General features: G+C 52.4%; 15 protein-coding genes and 2 pseudogenes. 3 read left to right on the top strand and 14 right to left on the bottom strand.

All coding sequences use genetic code 11. The annotated features are described in order from the left end of the window. Position 1: 1 nt before the first annotated feature. From HBM92_RS15380 to HBM92_RS15315, 14 genes are all read right to left on the bottom strand, one after another. Positions 2-586, bottom strand: a complete 585-nt coding sequence (locus HBM92_RS15380; protein ID WP_000597705.1) for a DUF3261 domain-containing protein — start codon at positions 584-586, stop codon at positions 2-4. Next, complete coding sequence (locus tag HBM92_RS15375; protein ID WP_000185758.1) at positions 583-2,901, bottom strand: MMPL family transporter; 2,319 nt, start codon at positions 2,899-2,901, stop codon at positions 583-585. Before HBM92_RS15375 ends, HBM92_RS15380 begins: the two co-directional genes overlap by 4 nt. After that, complete coding sequence (locus tag HBM92_RS15370; RefSeq protein WP_000670561.1) at positions 2,870-3,475, bottom strand: LolA family protein; 606 nt, start codon at positions 3,473-3,475, stop codon at positions 2,870-2,872. The genes HBM92_RS15375 and HBM92_RS15370 overlap by 32 nt, the downstream gene beginning before the upstream one ends. Then, positions 3,472-3,894: an acyl-CoA thioesterase gene (locus HBM92_RS15365; RefSeq protein WP_000930891.1), complete on the bottom strand. Its 423-nt coding sequence runs from the start codon at positions 3,892-3,894 to the stop codon at positions 3,472-3,474. The genes HBM92_RS15370 and HBM92_RS15365 overlap by 4 nt, the downstream gene beginning before the upstream one ends. Before the next feature lie 3 nt (positions 3,895-3,897). Beyond that, positions 3,898-5,574, bottom strand: coding sequence for a glycosyltransferase family 2 protein (locus tag HBM92_RS15360; RefSeq protein ID WP_000115634.1), 1,677 nt, complete (start codon positions 5,572-5,574; stop codon positions 3,898-3,900). After that, a complete protein-coding gene (locus HBM92_RS15355; protein WP_001304725.1) occupies positions 5,565-5,918 on the bottom strand; it encodes a hypothetical protein in 354 nt (117 codons plus the stop codon). The genes HBM92_RS15360 and HBM92_RS15355 overlap by 10 nt, the downstream gene beginning before the upstream one ends. Further along, complete coding sequence (locus HBM92_RS15350) at positions 5,905-7,263, bottom strand: acyl-CoA synthetase (RefSeq protein ID WP_001077063.1); 1,359 nt, start codon at positions 7,261-7,263, stop codon at positions 5,905-5,907. The genes HBM92_RS15355 and HBM92_RS15350 overlap by 14 nt, the downstream gene beginning before the upstream one ends. After that, the gene (locus HBM92_RS15345) at positions 7,260-7,841 is read right to left on the bottom strand and encodes a hypothetical protein (RefSeq protein ID WP_001350104.1); all 582 of its coding nucleotides are present in this window, start codon (positions 7,839-7,841) and stop codon (positions 7,260-7,262) included. Before HBM92_RS15345 ends, HBM92_RS15350 begins: the two co-directional genes overlap by 4 nt. A 4-nt stretch (positions 7,842-7,845) precedes the next feature. Continuing rightward, on the bottom strand, positions 7,846-8,097 hold the full coding sequence (locus HBM92_RS15340; RefSeq protein WP_000132059.1) for an acyl carrier protein: 252 nt from the start codon (positions 8,095-8,097) through the stop codon (positions 7,846-7,848). Between the two features lie 11 nt (positions 8,098-8,108). Then, entirely contained in the window at positions 8,109-8,366 is a 258-nt protein-coding gene (locus HBM92_RS15335) for a phosphopantetheine-binding protein (protein ID WP_001148680.1), read from the bottom strand. After that, positions 8,341-9,162, bottom strand: a complete 822-nt coding sequence (locus HBM92_RS15330) for a lysophospholipid acyltransferase family protein (protein ID WP_001443202.1) — start codon at positions 9,160-9,162, stop codon at positions 8,341-8,343. Before HBM92_RS15330 ends, HBM92_RS15335 begins: the two co-directional genes overlap by 26 nt. Then, a complete protein-coding gene (locus HBM92_RS15325) occupies positions 9,159-9,881 on the bottom strand; it encodes a beta-ketoacyl synthase chain length factor (protein WP_001304723.1) in 723 nt (240 codons plus the stop codon). Before HBM92_RS15325 ends, HBM92_RS15330 begins: the two co-directional genes overlap by 4 nt. Before the next feature lie 40 nt (positions 9,882-9,921). Then, a complete protein-coding gene (locus HBM92_RS15320; protein ID WP_000273204.1) occupies positions 9,922-10,980 on the bottom strand; it encodes a methyltransferase in 1,059 nt (352 codons plus the stop codon). Positions 10,981-11,044: 64 nt separating this feature from the next. Next, a complete protein-coding gene (locus HBM92_RS15315; protein ID WP_000833175.1) occupies positions 11,045-11,434 on the bottom strand; it encodes a hypothetical protein in 390 nt (129 codons plus the stop codon). A gap of 515 nt (positions 11,435-11,949) precedes the next feature. On the opposite strand from HBM92_RS15315, the pseudogene HBM92_RS25695 reads away from it, so the two are divergent. From HBM92_RS25695 to HBM92_RS15305, 3 genes and pseudogenes are all read left to right on the top strand, one after another. Then, a pseudogene (locus HBM92_RS25695) lies at positions 11,950-12,150 on the top strand (ShlB/FhaC/HecB family hemolysin secretion/activation protein); the annotation flags it as partial. Further along, positions 12,122-17,492, top strand: a pseudogene (locus HBM92_RS15310) (hemagglutinin repeat-containing protein); the annotation flags it as partial. The pseudogenes HBM92_RS25695 and HBM92_RS15310, both read left to right, overlap by 29 nt. Continuing rightward, positions 17,449-17,937, top strand: a complete 489-nt coding sequence (locus HBM92_RS15305) for a hypothetical protein (RefSeq protein ID WP_001207945.1) — start codon at positions 17,449-17,451, stop codon at positions 17,935-17,937. The pseudogene HBM92_RS15310 and the gene HBM92_RS15305, both read left to right, overlap by 44 nt. Positions 17,938-17,949: the final 12 nt, after the last annotated feature.

Genomic DNA, 17,949 nt, shown 5'->3' with positions numbered 1-17,949 from the left:
ATCAGTCACCTAAGTATTGAATGGTGATGTGGTATTTAAAGACATGCTGCTCAATGCTGATTGGCACGCGTTTTCCCTGGCGATTCAGATAGGTGATTTCCGTGACCAGTTTGCCGCTGGCGTTACGCAGCTCGCGTTTGTCGCCGTTGTCGCGAAGCGTCCAGCCTGTGGGAAGTTGCGGTTGCCAGGCGCTAATCGGCCAGTGGCTGAGCATCACGTCAGCCAGTACCTGACTTGCGGGCGGTAACTGTGGGACGACGATGGATTGCTCGGCGCGTAGCCCTTTTGCATCGTAGGTCACCAGAAACAGGCGAATGCCGACCGACGACAGCCCGGCAAGGGTGATTTTCTGATCTTCGGCATTAAGCATCACTAGCAGAGACTGGGTTTTGCCGTTGAAGCTGCCGGTCAACAGTTGCTGGGAATTGACTGCGGGTGAAATCCCCGGCGCAGGCAGCGTGATGAGCGTACCAGGTTGCAGCCACGCCTGCGGGCGGCCTTCCTGTTCCGGTTGCGAGTGGCTACAGCCAGTGAGGATAAGCGTAGCGGTCAGGGCGAGCGCTCGCCAGAATGTGGATTTGATCATTTTTTTGTTCTCTTTTTATCGGGCATCGCCAGCGGCGAAAGCAGGAAGGCGGTGAAAATACCGCTCACCAGCACAATGCCAAAACTGCTGATGGCCTGGGTGGCGCTGAATACCAGCATTCCCAGCGTCAGCAAGGTGGTGAGCATTGCCAGCGTGATCGCCAGTAGGGAAGTTAACGGTGTACCGCGCGGATTACTGAAAAACAGCGTGTAATTGATGCCGATGCCAAGCACCAGCACCAGCGCCAGCAGCGAAAAGAGATTCACCGCCTGCCCGCTAATCGCCAGCACAGCCAGACCGCAGCCCAGCGAAAGCACCGAAGGCACCAGGCTGATAAACCCTTTGCGCCAGCCGAGGCGGGCCACTGCGCCGCAGGCAATTACTGCCAGCGCCACCAGCAACAAGCCGGTTAACACATAACGGTAAAGTGCGAACAATTCATCAAAGGTGTTTTTGCGATCAACCCAGGCAATGCCACAAGGGTAATAGCTGGAGATTTCCTGTAGCGCCGCGCTATTTTTAACCCCTTCAACCGGCACCAGCACGCCGCTTGCGCCATTTTCCAGCGTCAGCCACAGCAGACGCCAGCCTTCACTGGCGGGGCTTGCCAGCCATTCATCAACCTTCACCGGCATGGCGTTGAGATCCGGGTTCACTGTTGTCAGCCCGGCATTTTGCAGTGCTTTTGTTACTGTCGGGGCCGCTGTTGTCAGCAGATGTAAATCTTCCTCCTGCCGCGCAAGGGAGTTCAGTGGAATGGTGCGGTATTTGCTGATAAGCCCGTCTTTTTTCGCCTTCTCCAGCGAGGTGGTAAATTTCTCCAGTCGCCGTAATGTTTGCTGTGGGGAGTCGCCGTAAACCACGAACCATTTTTGATCGACGCTCTGCCCGGTCAGGGCGGTAATGGCTTTCTCCTGCGCCAGAATATGCTGCGGCAGCGCCTGTAACTGCGAGATATCGTCATCGACGCGTAGCATTGACATCCCCGCCAGCGAAAACAGCGCCAGCGCGACGGACAGACCCCGCGACAGTTTTTTATTGCGCCGCCACGCTGCCAGCCAGCGTAGCATCAGCGCCATCGCCGGAACCGGACGCACCGGCAGGCCACGGCACAGCCACGGATGCCAGAACAGGACGGTCAGACAGGAGGCGCTCAACCCGATGGCGGCAAAAATCGCCATCTGGCGGATACCGGGGAAGGGGGCGAGCATCATAATCAGATATGCCGCCACGGTGGTGAGCAGCGCCAGCAGCAGGGCATTGCGTACTTTCGCCAGGCTTTGCCACGGCGAAACGTCGTTGCCGTGCACCATCCGCTCGGTGAGATAATAGAGCGTGTAGTCAGCGGAAATGCCGATAACGCTCATGCTCATCACCAGCGTCATCAGGTGTAATTCACCGAAAATCAATAAAGTGGCGACCGTTCCCGCCAGCGCGCCGATGCCGATGGAAATCACGCAAAGCAACAATGGGCGCAAAGAGCGGAACACCGCCACAATCAGTAATATCACCCCCAGCAGCGTTGCCACGCCCAGGGTTGAGATATCCTGCTTCGCCTGTTGACTGGCGTAATCGCTGTAAAATACCGTGCCGCGCGAGAGCAACTGCGCCTGTGGGTAACGCGTTTTCAGATCCTTTTCCAGCGTATTCAGGGTCGTGATGAGCTGGTGGGTTTGCTGCATATCAAACGACGATCCCGCCAGTTCACCGTGCAGCAGATACCAGTAGTTGCCCTGGGGATCCTGCGTCACCAGCCAGCCGTCCATCAGCCGCAAACGCTGGCCGTTTTTCGCCATCGCCAGCTGCGAGCCGCGCATTAACATCAGCGGATCGTTTTGCAGCTCCTTGCCGCTTACCCCGGAGAATGCGGAATAAAGCTGGGAGAGGATCCACTGCGCCTGCGCTTCGCCGCCGTTTTGCAGGCGGGCGCGGGTGTCGGGGTCAATCAGGCCGTTGCGGTGCTGCCAGAAAAACGCTCCCCACGATTGCTGGCTGGCGGCATCCATTGGTCCTTTAACGTCGCCGAGCGCAGCGGATTTTTGCAGCAGCGTCAGCCACTCCTGAGCGACCCTGGGATTAGCCTCTTTACCGGGGCTGACCAGCCACACCAGTTGGCGGTCCAGACGCTGCATAAAGCCGTCATTCAGCGCTGGGGGAATATCGCCCATCACCTGTTTGGGTAACATAGCCAGCACGCTACTGTTCAGCCGTGATTGCGGCAGCAGGATCAGCAACGCCGCCGCCATGACCAGGCAGACTAGCCCCCATAACAGCGCGGGGCGTTTACTGGGCGGCAAAACGTTGGTGTTCGTCATCGGTCAGTTGCGCTGGCGTCAGTTGATGTTGGGTAAGAGCAATATCGGTGCGATCGCCCTGTTTATCATTAAGTTGAATGCTCTCCAGATAGGTTTTCCCGGCGAGATCGATGGTGTTGAAAATTTTATCCAGCGGCGTGGTGGTCGGCGTCAGGCGCAGCGTCCAGCGGCCTTCGCCTTTGTCAGCAAATTCGACGCGGAAGTTTTGTTCCAGCACTTTGCGATCGGCCTGGAACAGCGCGCGCAGCAGGTGGTTAAACTGGAACATCTGCGGGTTGTTTTCTGCCGTGATGATTTGCGGCGGCTGACCGTTGATCACCTGCACCATGCGTTTATCATCCAGCAATAGCTGCATGGGGAACGGTGAGGTTTGATCCCACAATAACCCCTGGTCGCGGGCGATCAACATCTGACCCTGAGATCGCAGCGGCTGCGGCAGATCTTTAATCGTCCGGGTTTGATCAAAATGGGCGCGGATCACCGGTTGTTCGGTAAAGCGTTGCTGAAGATCGTCCAGGGTCAGGGCGCTCACAAACGGGCTAATCAGCAGCGCCAGCAGCGGTAAAAATTTCATGGTTTGACTCCCATGCGTTCAAACAGAATATCGGGGCTGACAAAGCACAGTTCGCGACTTTGCTCGTCGACCGCGACCTGAATGGTGTATCCGGTGGTGGCGCGTTTGCCCGTTTCGGCATCGAAAATCTGATAGCCAATCCGCAGACGGTTTTCGAACTCTTCGATATGCGCACGCACGCGGATGCGTTGCTCAAAGGTGAGGGCGTGGCGATATTTCACCCGCGCATCGACCACTGGCCACAAATAACCGGACTCTTTCATCTGCCGATAGCCGTAATTGAACTGGTTGAGCAGCGCCTCGCGGGCCACTTCAAAGTAGCGAAAATAGTTACCGTGCCAGGCCACGCCCATCATATCGACGTCGTGAAAGGGAATGGTCAGCTCGACTTCAGCGGTAAATCGGGGATCGTTAAGCACCCTTTACTCCTTGTCCTGAATTTCCGGCAGTTGCCAGAAATCGAAAAAATTAAACCAGTCGAGGGGCGACTGGAGCGCGTAATGTTCCAGACGCGCGGCGTAGTGGTCGATAGCGTTTTGCAGCGCCTGTTGGCGTTCGCCACGCGGCAACAGCAGCGGGTCGGCAAAGGTTTCGCAGTGAATATGCAGCTTGCCGTGCTGGCGTAGGGCGAAAATCAGATTCACCGGGCAGCGCAAAATAGACGCGAGAATAAACGGCCCCTGTGGGAAAGGCGCAGGCTGGCCCATAAACGGACTCCAGCAGACGCGCCAGTCGCCGCCGCGTTGCGGGTTGACGGCGATGCGGTCACCGACAATCGCCACCCATTCGCCGTTATCCAGCTTCTCTTTCAGCAGGATGGCGGTTTCCGGGCCGATATCTGTTACCGGCATCAGGTTAATGCCTGCCTGAGGAGCCATCTCCTGCATTATCTGTTTAAAGCGTTGGGCGTTTTCGCTAAACACCAGCGCGTTAATGGTTTTGTAGCCCTGAATTTTTGCCAGCGCCCGGCACACTTCCACATCGCCAAGATGCGAGGCCAGCAGCAATTTGCCGCGCGGATCGCGGACGTCAAGCGCCGCTTCTGCGCCTGGCGCAAACAGCACATCACGCCCCAGTTGTAGCTCGCCGCGCCAGCTGGCGATTTTGTCGAGCATGGCATTACCGAAACGTAGAAAGTGCTGATAGCTGTTGATTTTTGCTGCCTGTGGTTGTTGTTGGCGCACACGGGCGAGCCAGTCTTGCGACGCTTTACGCGCACGAGCAGCGGTGAGCCAGTAGACGCCCACCACCGGGTAAAGCAGCGCGGTAAACGCCGTTCTTCCCAGCAGACGCCAGACCAGCAGCATCAGGCGCATTCCCCATAACCCTTTAACTTCACTCTGCCGCGCCCAGTGGCTGGAAGAGTGGCACATCAGCAGTGAAGGAATACGCGGCAACATGCCGAAAAACAGACGCGTGTGCATGAGCGAGATGCGGACGTTATCTTTCAGGGCATCAAAATGCGAAAGCCCGTCCAGCGGATAGGTGACGCGGGTCGGCACGAAATAGCTGGTATTTCCCTGCCAGTAGAGGCGCACCATCACTTCGGTGTCGAAATCCATCCGCTTGCCGATGGTGGCGCGTTTTGCCAGTTGCAGCGTCGGCGCAACCGGATAAACGCGAAAACCGCACATGCTGTCTTTCAGTTGCAGGGAGAGCGTTTCGATCCATACCCAGACGTGGGTGATCCAGCGCCCGTACAGCCGTGAGCGGGGAATGGAGTCATCGTAAATTGGCTGACCGGAGATCAGCGCCGCAGGGTGTTGTTCAGCGAGTGCCAGCAGTTTGGGGATATCTTCAATCGCATGTTGACCGTCAGCATCCACTTGCACCGCATGGCTGAACCCTGCGTCTGCCGCTGCCTGCAAGCCACGCATCACCGCTGCGCCTTTACCTGCGTTTTCTGCCAGGCGAATTAAGGTCACGCCAGGCTGTTCGCTAACCAGATTATCCAGTTGCTGTTGCGTGGCGGCATCGCTGCCGTCATCCACCACAATACAGGGCAGATTAAATGGCTTAAGACGCGCCAGCACGCCCGGCATCATCGCGCCGTGGTTGTAGCAGGGGATCAACACGCAGGGAGAAAAGTTTACCGACATAGGCGGATCTTCCCGCTACTGGCGGTGTGGCGGGCGTCACCGTCGTGACGCTGATAGCAGAAAGTGAGTACCTGACTTGTTTCCTGCCATGTTAATTGCAGGGTAACAGTCGTCTCAGGTATAAGTGGCGCCAGAAATTTAACATTCTGGATACTACGAAAACGCCAGCCCGGAGCAAGCAGCGTGGTAGCATAATGCATTACCCAGTCCAACTGGGCCACGCCTGGTAACAGAGGCTGTACGGCAAAATGACCATTAAACCAGTAGAGCATCGGGTCAAGGTATAGAACGATTTCCATCTCCTGCGGTTGAACCAGATGGCGCTCAATTTCATGGCGTATCATGAAATAACTCCTGTAATTGCGCATAGACACGCTTATTCATATTGTTTACTGGTATTTCATCAATAATGCGCCAGTAACGAGGTACTGCAACAGGTTCAAGCCATGGTAATAGTGCTTTGCGCCAGGACAACTCCAGAGTTTTCCCTCCGGAGCATTGCCATATTTGACGGGCCTCTTTATTTGGTACAACCACGACACCGATAGCCTGGCGACCATTGCGTATTAATGGTATTGCAGCGACATCCATAATACCGTCAAGTGCCAGAAGTCGTTGTTCGATTTCAACCAGTGATATCCGCTTCTCCTCTATTTTTACCACTCGACCACGTCGTCCGATCAGGTGGAACTGACCGTTTTCATTGAATTGCAACATATCGTCAAGCACCAATCCTTCAGCAGGGATTAGTGGCGAAAAGACACGAACCCCCTCACTTTCCTGTGAAAGATGAACATCAGAAAAAGTAAACCAGGGGATATTATCCTGTTGACGGTAACGCCATGCGAGAATACCTGTTTCGGTACTACCATAGATTTCATCGGGCCATATATTCAGCCAGGTGGAAGTTTTCTCTACATCCTGCCATGGTAGCATACCGCCGGCAGAGAGAATCATTTCCACTGGGGGAGGCGTCAGATGAAGGTCGAGTCGCTTAAGGAACGCCGGGCTGCTGACAAAGGCATAGCGGTAGGTATGGCTTAATGCGGCAAGTTGCTCAGAATACCAGAGCATTGCGGCATGCAATGGCAGGCCAAGTGCCATGGGTAAAAAAATACGGAAAGTCAGCCCATACAGGTGCTGAGGCATCACGGATGCTACAAAACGACAGCCCAGTAGTCGGTCTGCAAAGTGAGTTGCCAGCATGTTTGCTTCTTGATCAAGGCTGATAAGAGGTTTTGCAATTTGTTTTGGTTGTCCGGTTGAACCCGATGTGAAAAGTTCAATAAACGCGTCAGAAGCAATATCATCAAAGGCTATCGTGCTGGTCGTCATCTGGTGAGATGTGCTTACAACAAACTGTGGACCGTTCCAGCCCAGCCTTTTATCACTCAGGACGCAATCAAACAAGGAGCGTTGTACATTTAACAAAGCGGCGCGATTATGGCCCGGGATTACCGGGATTTTACCTGAGTGTAGCGTGGCCAACAACGCTACAATAAAAAGATAGCTGTTTTCAAAACAAAGTGCCCAGCGATTGCCTGGCTGGTCGCGTAAATGGTCGATCAAAAGCGCTACATCATGCCGCAGATGCCCCAGTGTCCAGGTATATTCCCCAAGCCAGGCAACAGGAGTTGTTACAGGGCGAGAGGCTGTCAACCACTGTGAAAGAGAGAGAGTCTGATTCATGGTGTTTTCCGTTTGATCATCTTACGACGTATCAGCCATTCCCCTGCAGTCAGGAAACCTATCAGAAGGTAAGCAATGATACCGTTCCAGGCTGTCCACAAGGGCATGTTGCCATACAAGGTGGTAAATAACGCAATACTGCCATTGAAAATAAAAAACAGGCACCAGACCTGCGTTACGCGGCGGGTATATCGCACGGCCTTTTCCGGGAGGTCTGGCTCCTGCAAACGTGCCAGCCGCTCAACTATCGGCATTGTCGACCGCAGCGAACCGCCAAAAACCGCCAGCATGACTGCGTTAACCACTACCGGGTAAAACAGCAGTAACTGGTACGTTTTCAACAGAAAACTGGAGACACACAATACAATGCCCACAACAGCAACGATTTTTGTGACGACCTGGAGCGGCCCCGTCTGGCGACGGGGCTGGCGCAGGCGCAATAAAAGCAACAGCGCCATCAGCGGCAACAGCCAGTGCAGGCTGTTATGCACCAAACCTAGCCAGATTAAAAAAGGCCAGACGAGCAGCAATAATCCGGTCAGCAACTTAATCATCGGTAGCGAGCGAATGCCCGACATCAAATTAGCCTTCTTGTAGCAGGCGTTCTACAGCCTCGACAACATCCTGGACTGTACGCACTGCTTTAAACTCTTCCGGCTTGATTTTCTTACCGGTTTTCTTTTGCAGGTGCACAATCATGTCAACGGCGTCGATGCTGTCCAGTTCCAGATCTTCGTACAGTCGCGCTTCAGGTTTGATGTCCTGCGGATCGATTTCAAACAGCTTAACCAGCAGGGCTGAGACTTCCTGATAAATGGTTTGTTGGTCTGTCATGATGGTTTTCCTCAGGCACGTTGCGCAGCAATGAAAGAGGCCAGAGTGGCGACGGAGAAAAAGTGCTGACGCATTTCTTCGCTTTCCGCAGAGAGCACGATGCCGTACTCATTTTTTACTGCCAGTCCCAGTTCCAGTGCATCGATAGAGTCCAGCCCTAAACCGTCGCCAAACAGTGGCGCATTGATATCAATATCATCAGGAGTCAAGTCGTCCAGATTGAGGGTGCTGATGATGAGGTTTTTAATTTCCAGATAAAGCGCTTGCATTATTTATTCCTGATAGAGGTAAACAACCTTGCTGTAATTGAAGCAAAAGATGCCGGTTTAACTGTCTTGCAGCCAGCGTCGGCTCTTGTGAAGTTGCATCGTAAAATTTATTGATTTCTACCCGCCCATGGACTTCAACCGTAAAAAACGGCCTGGCAGGCGGGACGTCATACCACTTACTTTGTTTATCCAGCAGATGCTCGCTACAGCCGATCGTCACGATGCGTAAATCGCTGGTGCAGCGCACGGCAATATTCGCTGCACCGCGCTGTAACGTCATTTTTTCACCGGGCTTCGTTCGTGTGCCTTCGGGGAAAATCAGGATAGTGTCACCCTGTGCCAGTCGCTGTTGGCAGCGGGGTAACAGGGTTTCTGCTTCGCTGTTGATTAAATAATCTGCCGCTCGCACGACGCCGCCAAGAAAAGGATTTTTTAACAGCGCGCTTTTCACCAGGCAGTCAGTTTCTGGCATGACTGATGCCAGCAGCACGTAATCGATCAGCGTGGGATGATTGGCTACGACGAGGCAACCGCGTTCCTGACGTAAAATTTCAGCGCCATCAATACGATAATCCAGCACGCCAAGCCCTTTCGCGACAGTTAAAAACAGGCGAAAACTGGCGGCAATGCTGCGACGTGCCAAACGACGGCGGCGGGAAGTATCCCACACTAAAACTAACAATATGTTAAACCACACGACTGAAAGCAGCAGGCCGCCGAGACCAAACAGGACAAAACATAACCCGGTCATGACCAGTCGCCATGCCCATCCCAGGCGCGACATCAGCTTACTCATCTGCGGCTCCAGCGCCATTGCACGCGCTCGCCAGGCAGTGAAAAAGCATCTGCATTTTGTAAATAGTGCTGTAAAAACAACATGCTTTGCGGCAGTGTTGTTTCATTTACCGCAATGGCTTGCTGCGTTTCACATTGCCAGTCATCGCCAGCTTCAATCACCAGCGCGACGGCGTACGGCCAGGTAGGCATTTCTGCGGGCAGTTGCGGGTGATAAAACTCAGGTAGAAAGCCATCAAAATCGACCATCAACACGCGCTGGTATCCCGCTTGTAGCAGGCTAAGCACTTCACACAAACCTTGCTGGAAACTGTCGCGACCAGCCGAAAGCGATGACGAAACGATCGGCTGTTTGGCCACAATGGTCAGGTTACCCACGGAAGAGTTGTGTACGGAAAGCGCGAAGTCCGTCGGAGAAAGCGCCTGTTCGGTTGCCAGTGCATGAACAATGCGGTAATTGCGCTCCAGTTCGCCATGACGACTGGTATACAAAACAGCGTCTGGCTGATGGCGGCGTAGCATTGTCAGACCGCATTCAACAGCCAGTTTGCTGCCTGAACTGAGACGACGAGCGGTCATCATTGGCAGTTCACTTAATTTTGCCAACGGCGCGGCAGGGTCAATCGCCCACGGCTGGCGCGACCATGCTTGCCATTGCTGCACATCGCTAAGTCCAGGCGCCAGTGCCTGCCAGTTGGTAATATTTAATGCAAATTTCATCAACGCGCGCCCGCGGTAAACCAAAATTATTAAGTGACGATTATTTCTTTTGGCATATCAAAAGTGTATGCCCAACGCCTAAATTATTGTGACGCTCTGCTACCTGGAATCCTGCTTTATTCAGATAGTCGTAAAATTTCTCTGCACTATAGAAACGGCTGTTACCGTTTGCCATGCAGGTAAAATAAAGTGAGGATGCATTCAGGCTAAACGATGTCGCTTCAAACCGCTGTGCATCCCAGAACAACTCCATGATGCAAAGTTTTGCGCCAGGCTTCATTACGCTGGCAATTTTGCTGAGTATGCTAATTATTTGTTCGGGTGAAAAACAGTCTAAAAATTGGCTCATCCACCAGATATCAGCCTCGCCTGGTAATGGTGCATCGCTTAGCATATCCACCGCATGGAAATCTATGCGATCAGAAAAACCTGCATTCGCGATATTTTCTTTCGCCAGTACGATTTGTTGTGGCAGATCTAATAACGTAACGGCGATGTTTTCATTGAATTTGCAGCAGCGCAAAGCCCACTTACCCGTATTGCCACCCACATCGTACAAGGTTGTGGGGTTGTTGGCGAATACATAAGGCAGTGCGGCGTTAAATGCGCCATCTGAATAGTAATGATCAAACGCAAACCAGCTATCACGTGCGGCGTCTGGTAATTGCGAAAGTGCCGGATATATCGTCGGCCAGTCGCCAAATACTTTTAACCCGGAAGGTTTTCCTTCATTGAGTGAATCGGCAAGGAAGAAGAGCCCCTGGTAACAGACATCCTGGGTGAAATCCATATTCACGCGAGTCATAGTGTCATGCAGGAGGTAATGACCGATTTTCGCCAGGTAATAAATTCCCTCTTTACAGGTAATAATTCGCCCGCTTAAGCCCATATCCAGTAACACACCCACGGCATATTCATTCAGGACTGTGTGCTCAGTAATCGCATTAAGGGGAGCTCCCTGTTTACCCTGTTGATCCAAATAATCTAATATTCCTGCATTGCGCAGGCACAAAGCTGCCTGGAAAAGCATAGGAGCAAAGGCAATCCGCTGTGCTTCGGTGATGGCATCCAGTGCGCTGAGCGTGTCCTGTTCGTACATATATAACCATTCTTATAGAGAAAGTTAAATACTATCGGGCCATTCCAGCCCGATATCAGCATCACTATAACGTTGCTCCTGTAGATAAGTTAACCTGTATATCTTTATCCAGGTTACGCACCCAGCGGTTATAGTTTTTATGAATTTTTCCATCAGAAGCCTGCAGATTCAGGCTACTGTCATATTTGATGTTATAGTAGGTAGCTGTATATGTAATACGAACCTCTGCAACGTGATTTCGTGTTTGATAGCGAGCTTTAATAACTCCAGGGGACACTTGCGTCATAATCCACTTGCGCTGCGCACCTGCTTTCAAAATGGCATTTTTAACCTGCTCCTGAGTATGACCCACACTGACAGTGGTGCTTATCTGTTGCACTGGGGCCGTACGGACACAGGCACTCAACATACTGATAAAAATTGTGATGGCAAACCATTTTATATAACGTTTCATTAGTGCCTCTTATGTATGCAATACAATTATATAATTAAATAGTAATAACAGACAGTATATCTGTATAAATCCCAGACTTCTTACCCGAAATATATTTGGGGTTATATTGGATTGTCAATGTCTGGTTGTGACAGGGACCAAAGATATGCCGGTATCATTTTTGTAAATGGCTTGTGAGGTGGAGAGCCCTCTGCGGTAAGCTCCCTCGACATTCCTTTTTTATTTATCCGCAGATATTCTTATTCTGATATTGATAAAACACGGGGTATGGATTGAGACTGAACAGCTTGTTGTGCCCGGTTTTAATGGTAAATGCATATGTGTCCCAGAATTGATATTGACTTCCTGGTACTCAATATTCTGAAAAGCTGAAGAAAGATCACGTTTTTGACATTTTTTTGATGTCTTGTCATAAAACTGTTTCATGACAGACTTTTTCAGGTGTAAATTTTCTCGCTGACACTTTTTGACATGAATTTACACTGGCATCACACAGGCCAGAATACGGGGAGAACATGCAGCGCCGGCAGAACAACATTCTGACGAAAACGTCCCTTTTATCCCGTGCGTTGTCTGTCCCCTGTTGTGATATGTTCCGGCGCGGCTCTCCGTGGATATGCTATCTCTCCCTCTCCGTTTTTTCTGGTTTTTTTATCCCCGCATTTTCGTCTCCGGCAGCCATGCTGTCTCCGGGTGGCCGGTACCCTGCTGAACAGTGCGCTGATTTATGCGGGGAATAACCTGAAGCTGTTTACAGACCGTCTGCATAACCAGCATGGTGATATCCTGGCCGACAACAGTCTGTGGGTACAGAAGGACAGCAGCGGGACGGCAAACAGCGAAATCATTAACCGTTCCGGTAATATTGAAACCATGCGTGGCGATATCACCATGAATACGGCGCATCTGCTGAATTCATGGGATGCCATTTCGGCCAGCCATGAGGTCATTCCGGGCAGCAGCCGCGGGGTGATTTCACCGGTTCCGGAAAATAACCGGTGGTGGGGTGTTGTCCGGCATGATGGTGTGGAATATCTGGCCGTGTACTGGGGTAAGGGTGCCACGGTACCTGATGAATACCGTATCCGTACGGGAGATACGGATACGGTGACAGTCAGTGCCACCGGCCATGCTGCCAGGATATCCGGCGGCGCTGATATGCATATCCGTGCAGGACGACTGGATAATGAGGCATCGTTTATTCTCGCCGGTGGCAGTATGACCCTGAGTGGCGACACACTGAACAATCAGGGCTGGCAGGAGGGGACCACCGGAAAGGAAACGGTCTGGCGGCTTGCCTCCGACTCACTCCCCAAAGCGTGGTTTACTGAGCCATGGTACAGGGTCTATCGCCAGGTCTCGCCGGATGCGACAGAAGCCAGTGGCACCTCTCCGGTAGGTCAGTACCGTGCGGTTATCAGCGCTGCCGGTGATGTGTCTGCCAGCTTTGCCACTGACACCGGTAATACCACTGTCATGCCCCGGGCAGGTGGTTCAGGTAACACGATAACGGTGCCTTCGCTGAACTCCCTGACACCACCGACGGTCAGTCAGGGGGTGAGCGGTGAAGCCCTGCTGAATGAAAGCGGTACCGGGATAACCGGCCCTGTATGGAATGACGCGCTGCCGGATACGCTGAAGGATATCCCGGGTGCGCTGTCGCTGTACGGGGCAAGTGTAAGCAGCTATCCCCTGCCATCCGGTAACAATGGTTATTTTGTCCCGTCCACGGACCCGGACAGTCCGTATCTGATTACGGTGAACCCGAAACTGGATGGTTTCGGAAAGGTGGACAGCAGTCTGTTTGCCGGACTTTATGACCTGCTCAGGATGCAACCCGGAGAGGCACCACGTGAAACAGACCCGGTGTATATCGATGAAAAACAGTTTCTGGGCTCATCGTACATTCTTGACCGTCTTGGCCTGAAACCGGAAAAAGATTACCGCTTTCTGGGGGATGCGGCTTTTGATACCCGGTATGTCAGTAACGTCATACTGAACCAGACGGGCTCACGTTATATCAACGGCACAGGCTCTGACCTGACGCAGATGAAATACCTGATGGACAGCGCGGCAGCACAACAGAAAGCGCTCGGACTGACCTTTGGTGTGTCGCTGACCGCCGGGCAGGTTGCACAACTGACCAGAAGCATACTGTGGTGGGAGTCCGTCACCATCAACGGACAGACAGTCATGGTTCCGAAACTGTATCTGTCTCCGGAAGATATCACCCTTCATAATGGCAGCGTTATCAGCGGGAACAACGTGCAGCTTGCGGGTGGCAATATTACCAACAGCGGCGGCAGCATCAACGCACAGAATGACCTCCTGCTCGACAGCACAGGTAGTATCGACAACCTGAATGCCGGACTGATAAACGCCGGTGGTGCACTGAACCTGAAGGCCATCGGGGATATCAGCAATATCAGCTCAGTCATCAGCGGTAAAACCGTATCCCTGGAAAGCGCCACCGGAAACATCAGTAACCTAACCCGGACAGAACAGTGGGCGATGAACAACGGATATAACCATTTCAGCGGAACGGATACCGGTCCGCTGGCTGCTGTCAGGGCAACGGACTCACTGTTTATGGGCGCAGCCGGGGATATCAGTATCACCGGTGCCGCCGTTTCTGCCGGTGACAGCGTGTTACTGTCCGCCGGTAATGACCTGAACATGAACGCGATACAGGCCGGAGAACGTCGTCGCTATGGCGGGTCCGGGTGGTATGAAACTCATGCCGTGGCCCCCACGGTCACTGCCGGGAACAGTCTGATGCTTTCCGCCGGTCGTGATGTGAACAGCCAGGCTGCCGGTATTACGGCTGAAAACAGTATGGATATCCGCGCCGGACGGGATGTGAACATGGCTGCGGAGTCCACAGGCGCAGGTGACCACGACAGCACTTTCAGCATGAAGACGGTTCATGATTCGGTCCGGCAGCAGGGAACAGACATGACCAGTGGCGGTGACATCACGGTTACTGCCGGACGGGATATCACCTCAGTTGCGACTGCTGTAACGGCAAAGGGCGATATCCGTGTGAATGCCGGTCATGACATCGTACTGGGTACTGCCACGGAAAGTGATTATCACTACAGTGAATCAGGGGAAACCCGCAACCGTCTCCTCAGCCATCAGACCACCCGGACCATCACGGAAGACAGCGTCACCCGTGAGAAGGGCTCTCTGCTGTCGGGGAATCGCGTGACCGTTAACGCCGGCGATAACCTGACGGTAGAGGGTTCGGATGTGGTGGCTGAGCCGGGATGTGTCACTGGCGGCGGGTAATCATGTTGATGTTCTTGCTGCCACCAGTACAGATACGTCCTGGCGCTTTAAGGAAACGAAGAAATCCGGTCTGACGGGTACCGGCGGTATTGGTTTCACCATTGGCAGCAGTAAGACATCGCACGACCGCCGCGAAGCCGGGACAACGCAGAGTCAGAGTGCCAGTACCATCGGCTCCACTGCCGGTAATGTCAGTATTACCGCGGGCAAACAGGCTCATATCAGCGGTTCGGATGTGATTGCGAACCGGGATATCAGCATTACCGGTGACAGTGTGGTGGTTGACCCGGGGCATGACCGTCGTACTGTGGACGAAAAATTTGAGCAGAAGAAAAGCGGGCTGACGGTTGCCCTTTCCGGCACGGTGGGCAGTGCCATCAATAATGCGGTTACCAGTGCACAGGAGACGAAGGAGAGCAGTGACAGCCGTCTGAAAGCCCTGCAGGCCACAAAGACAGCGCTGTCTGGTGTGCAGGCCGGACAGGCTGCGACAATGGCCTCCGCAACCGGTGACCCGAATGCGATGGGAGTCAGCCTGTCGCTCACCACCCAGAAATCGAAATCACAACAACATTCTGAAAGTGACACAGTATCCGGCAGTACGCTGAATGCCGGGAATAATCTGTCTGTTGTCGCAACCGGTAAAAACAGGGGCGATAACCGCGGAGATATTGTGATTGCCGGAAGCCAGCTTAAGGCCGGTGGTAACACAAGCCTGGATGCCGCGAATGATATTCTGTTGAGTGGCGCCGCAAACACACAAAAAACAACGGGCAGGAACAGCAGCAGTGGCGGTGGCGTGGGTGTCAGTATCGGTGCCGGTGGTAACGGTGCCGGTATCAGCGTCTTTGCCGGCGTTAATGCGGCAAAAGGCAGCGAGAAAGGTAACGGTACTGAGTGGACTGAAACCACAACAGACAGCGGTAAAACCGTCACCATCAACAGTGGTCGGGATACGGTACTGAACGGTGCTCAGGTCAACGGCAACAGGATTATCGCCGATGTGGGCCACGACCTGCTGATAAGCAGCCAGCAGGACACCAGTAAGTACGACAGTAAACAGACCAGCGTGGCTGCCGGCGGCAGTTTTACCTTTGGCTCCATGACCGGCTCAGGTTACATCGCTGCCTCCCGGGATAAGATGAAGAGCCGCTTTGACTCCGTTGCTGAACAAACCGGAATGTTTGCCGGTGATGGTGGCTTCGACATTACAGTGGGCAGACATACCCAACTGGATGGTGCGGTGATTGCCTCCACTGCCACACCGGATAAAAACCACCTGGATACCGGAACGCTGGGGTTCAGTGACCTTCACAACGAAGCGGATTATAAAGTCAGTCACAGTGGAATCAGTCTGAGCGGTGGTGGCAGCTTCGGGGATAAATTTCAGGGTAACATGCCGGGTGGCATGATATCCGCCGGAGGTCACAGCGGACATGCGGAAGGAACGACTCAGGCCGCAGTGGCAGATGGCACAATCACCATCCGGGACAGGGACAATCAGAAGCAGAATCTGGCGAACCTGAGCCGTGACCCTGCGCACGCTAATGACAGTATCAGCCCGATATTTGACAAGGAGAAGGAGCAGAGGCGTCTGCAGACAGTGGGGCTTATCAGTGACATAGGCAGTCAGGTGGCGGATATTGCGCGTACACAGGGAGAACTGAATGCGTTGAAGGCCGCGAAGGAAGCAACCAGCGAAACACTTCCTGCTAATGCAACAGAGAAACAACGCCAGGAATATCTTGCGAAACTGCGTGACACGCAGGCTTACAGGAATGAAATGGCGAAGTATGGTACCGGCAGTGAAATTCAGCGGGGTATCCAGGCCGCGACAGCGGCGCTTCAGGGGCTGGCGGGGGGTAATTTAGCAGGTGCTCTGGCCGGAGCTTCAGCACCGGAACTGGCACATCTGCTGAAATCAACAGAAAAAGACCCGGCAGTAAACGCCATTGCTCACGCCATTCTGGGCGGCGCAGTGGCGGCAATGCAGGGTAATAATGTCGCTGCCGGTGCAGCAGGCGCAGCAACGGGAGAGCTGGCAGCCAGAGCGATTACCGGAATGCTGTATCCTGGCGTGAAGCAGTCAGACCTCAGTGAAGAGCAGAAGCAGACGATAAGTACGCTGGCAACTGTGTCAGCAGGGCTGGCCTGCGGTCTTACCGGAAACAGCACCGCATCAGCAGCAGTGGGAGCACAAAGCGGGAAGAATGCTGTTGAGAATAACTCACTCAGTGATGGCTGGAACAATATCCTGCCATCAGGAACACAGGATTACGGACAGGCCGTAGCCTCGTGGAATCAGTATGCTCAGGACAATAATCTGACACCGGAGCAGGTTCAAGAAGGGATGAATCGTATAGCTATTGGTGAAGGGCCTTCTTGGGGGACAACATATAAAGTACACCCGGTAGTTCAGGCTGGCGGTGATGTTAGCTTTATCCGGGGTTATACTTTAAGCGGAACTATAGATGACAATCATATTTCAGTTAATCAAGGGGATATTTATAGTATAGGTGCTCATGGCGGAGCCTCGATCGGATTATCCTTTGGCCCGTATTTCCCGGGATTAATAAATTCAAATGATAACGATTATTCGATAAATGGTGGTTTTGGCGTTGGTGCAGTGGGGCTTTCTACGGGTAAAGATGGTGTTAGTTTCACTTTTGGTTTTGGCCCAAGTTGGGGTTGGAGTGCAACTGAAATTAAAGGCGTTGACGTTAATGGCACTTCAACAAGTGAGGTTTATCGATATGATTTTAAATAATTTTTATAGTTTACTATTTTTATTGATGCTTGCGCTGTCAATATTTTCCTTCACAGTGCTATTTGCTTTGTTTATATATAAAGATCTCGGTGGTGTAAAATTTGCCCGGGACTCTTTTTTGTTTTTTGATTATATATTTTTTAGTTCTGACATGAGAGCAAATGCCTCTGCACTATCGGTTATCTGTGTTTTTATATTTGGATTGGCTTTTGATCATAATCGTAATCCACTTGTTAAGAATTACTTGGTCGATATAGTATGGTTTTTAGGTGTTGTTTTATTTTTTATACACTGTCGTTTTTTTTCTAATCTGGAATATGGTAAGACAAAAATTATTTTTGTAAGAGAGCTTTTTTTCAACCTAAAAATAAAACTAAGGTTAATATTTTTATGGTTGTCACGATTATTATTCATCATATTGATATTAAATCGTTTTTATCGTTGATTTGTTGTTGAG

The sequence above is a fragment of the Escherichia sp. E.sYA108 genome (genome assembly GCF_011754335.1).
Classification (GTDB): domain Bacteria; phylum Pseudomonadota; class Gammaproteobacteria; order Enterobacterales; family Enterobacteriaceae; genus Escherichia; species Escherichia coli.
This window is presented reverse-complemented; position numbering and strand designations above follow the sequence as displayed.

Bases quoted from the DNA above. Each gene is read 5' to 3' on its own strand.
- HBM92_RS15380 (WP_000597705.1), bottom strand. From the start codon at position 586: ATGATCAAATCCACATTCTGGCGAGCGCTCGCCCTGACCGCTACGCTT.
- HBM92_RS15375 (WP_000185758.1), bottom strand. From the start codon at position 2,901: ATGACGAACACCAACGTTTTGCCGCCCAGTAAACGCCCCGCGCTGTTA.
- HBM92_RS15370 (WP_000670561.1), bottom strand. From the start codon at position 3,475: ATGAAATTTTTACCGCTGCTGGCGCTGCTGATTAGCCCGTTTGTGAGC.
- HBM92_RS15360 (WP_000115634.1), bottom strand. From the start codon at position 5,574: ATGTCGGTAAACTTTTCTCCCTGCGTGTTGATCCCCTGCTACAACCAC.
- HBM92_RS15355 (WP_001304725.1), bottom strand. From the start codon at position 5,918: ATGATACGCCATGAAATTGAGCGCCATCTGGTTCAACCGCAGGAGATG.
- HBM92_RS15350 (WP_001077063.1), bottom strand. From the start codon at position 7,263: ATGAATCAGACTCTCTCTCTTTCACAGTGGTTGACAGCCTCTCGCCCT.
- HBM92_RS15345 (WP_001350104.1), bottom strand. From the start codon at position 7,841: ATGTCGGGCATTCGCTCGCTACCGATGATTAAGTTGCTGACCGGATTA.
- HBM92_RS15340 (WP_000132059.1), bottom strand. From the start codon at position 8,097: ATGACAGACCAACAAACCATTTATCAGGAAGTCTCAGCCCTGCTGGTT.
- HBM92_RS15335 (WP_001148680.1), bottom strand. From the start codon at position 8,366: ATGCAAGCGCTTTATCTGGAAATTAAAAACCTCATCATCAGCACCCTC.
- HBM92_RS15330 (WP_001443202.1), bottom strand. From the start codon at position 9,162: ATGAGTAAGCTGATGTCGCGCCTGGGATGGGCATGGCGACTGGTCATG.
- HBM92_RS15325 (WP_001304723.1), bottom strand. From the start codon at position 9,881: ATGAAATTTGCATTAAATATTACCAACTGGCAGGCACTGGCGCCTGGA.
- HBM92_RS15320 (WP_000273204.1), bottom strand. From the start codon at position 10,980: ATGTACGAACAGGACACGCTCAGCGCACTGGATGCCATCACCGAAGCA.
- HBM92_RS15315 (WP_000833175.1), bottom strand. From the start codon at position 11,434: ATGAAACGTTATATAAAATGGTTTGCCATCACAATTTTTATCAGTATG.
- HBM92_RS15305 (WP_001207945.1), top strand. From the start codon at position 17,449: ATGGCACTTCAACAAGTGAGGTTTATCGATATGATTTTAAATAATTTT.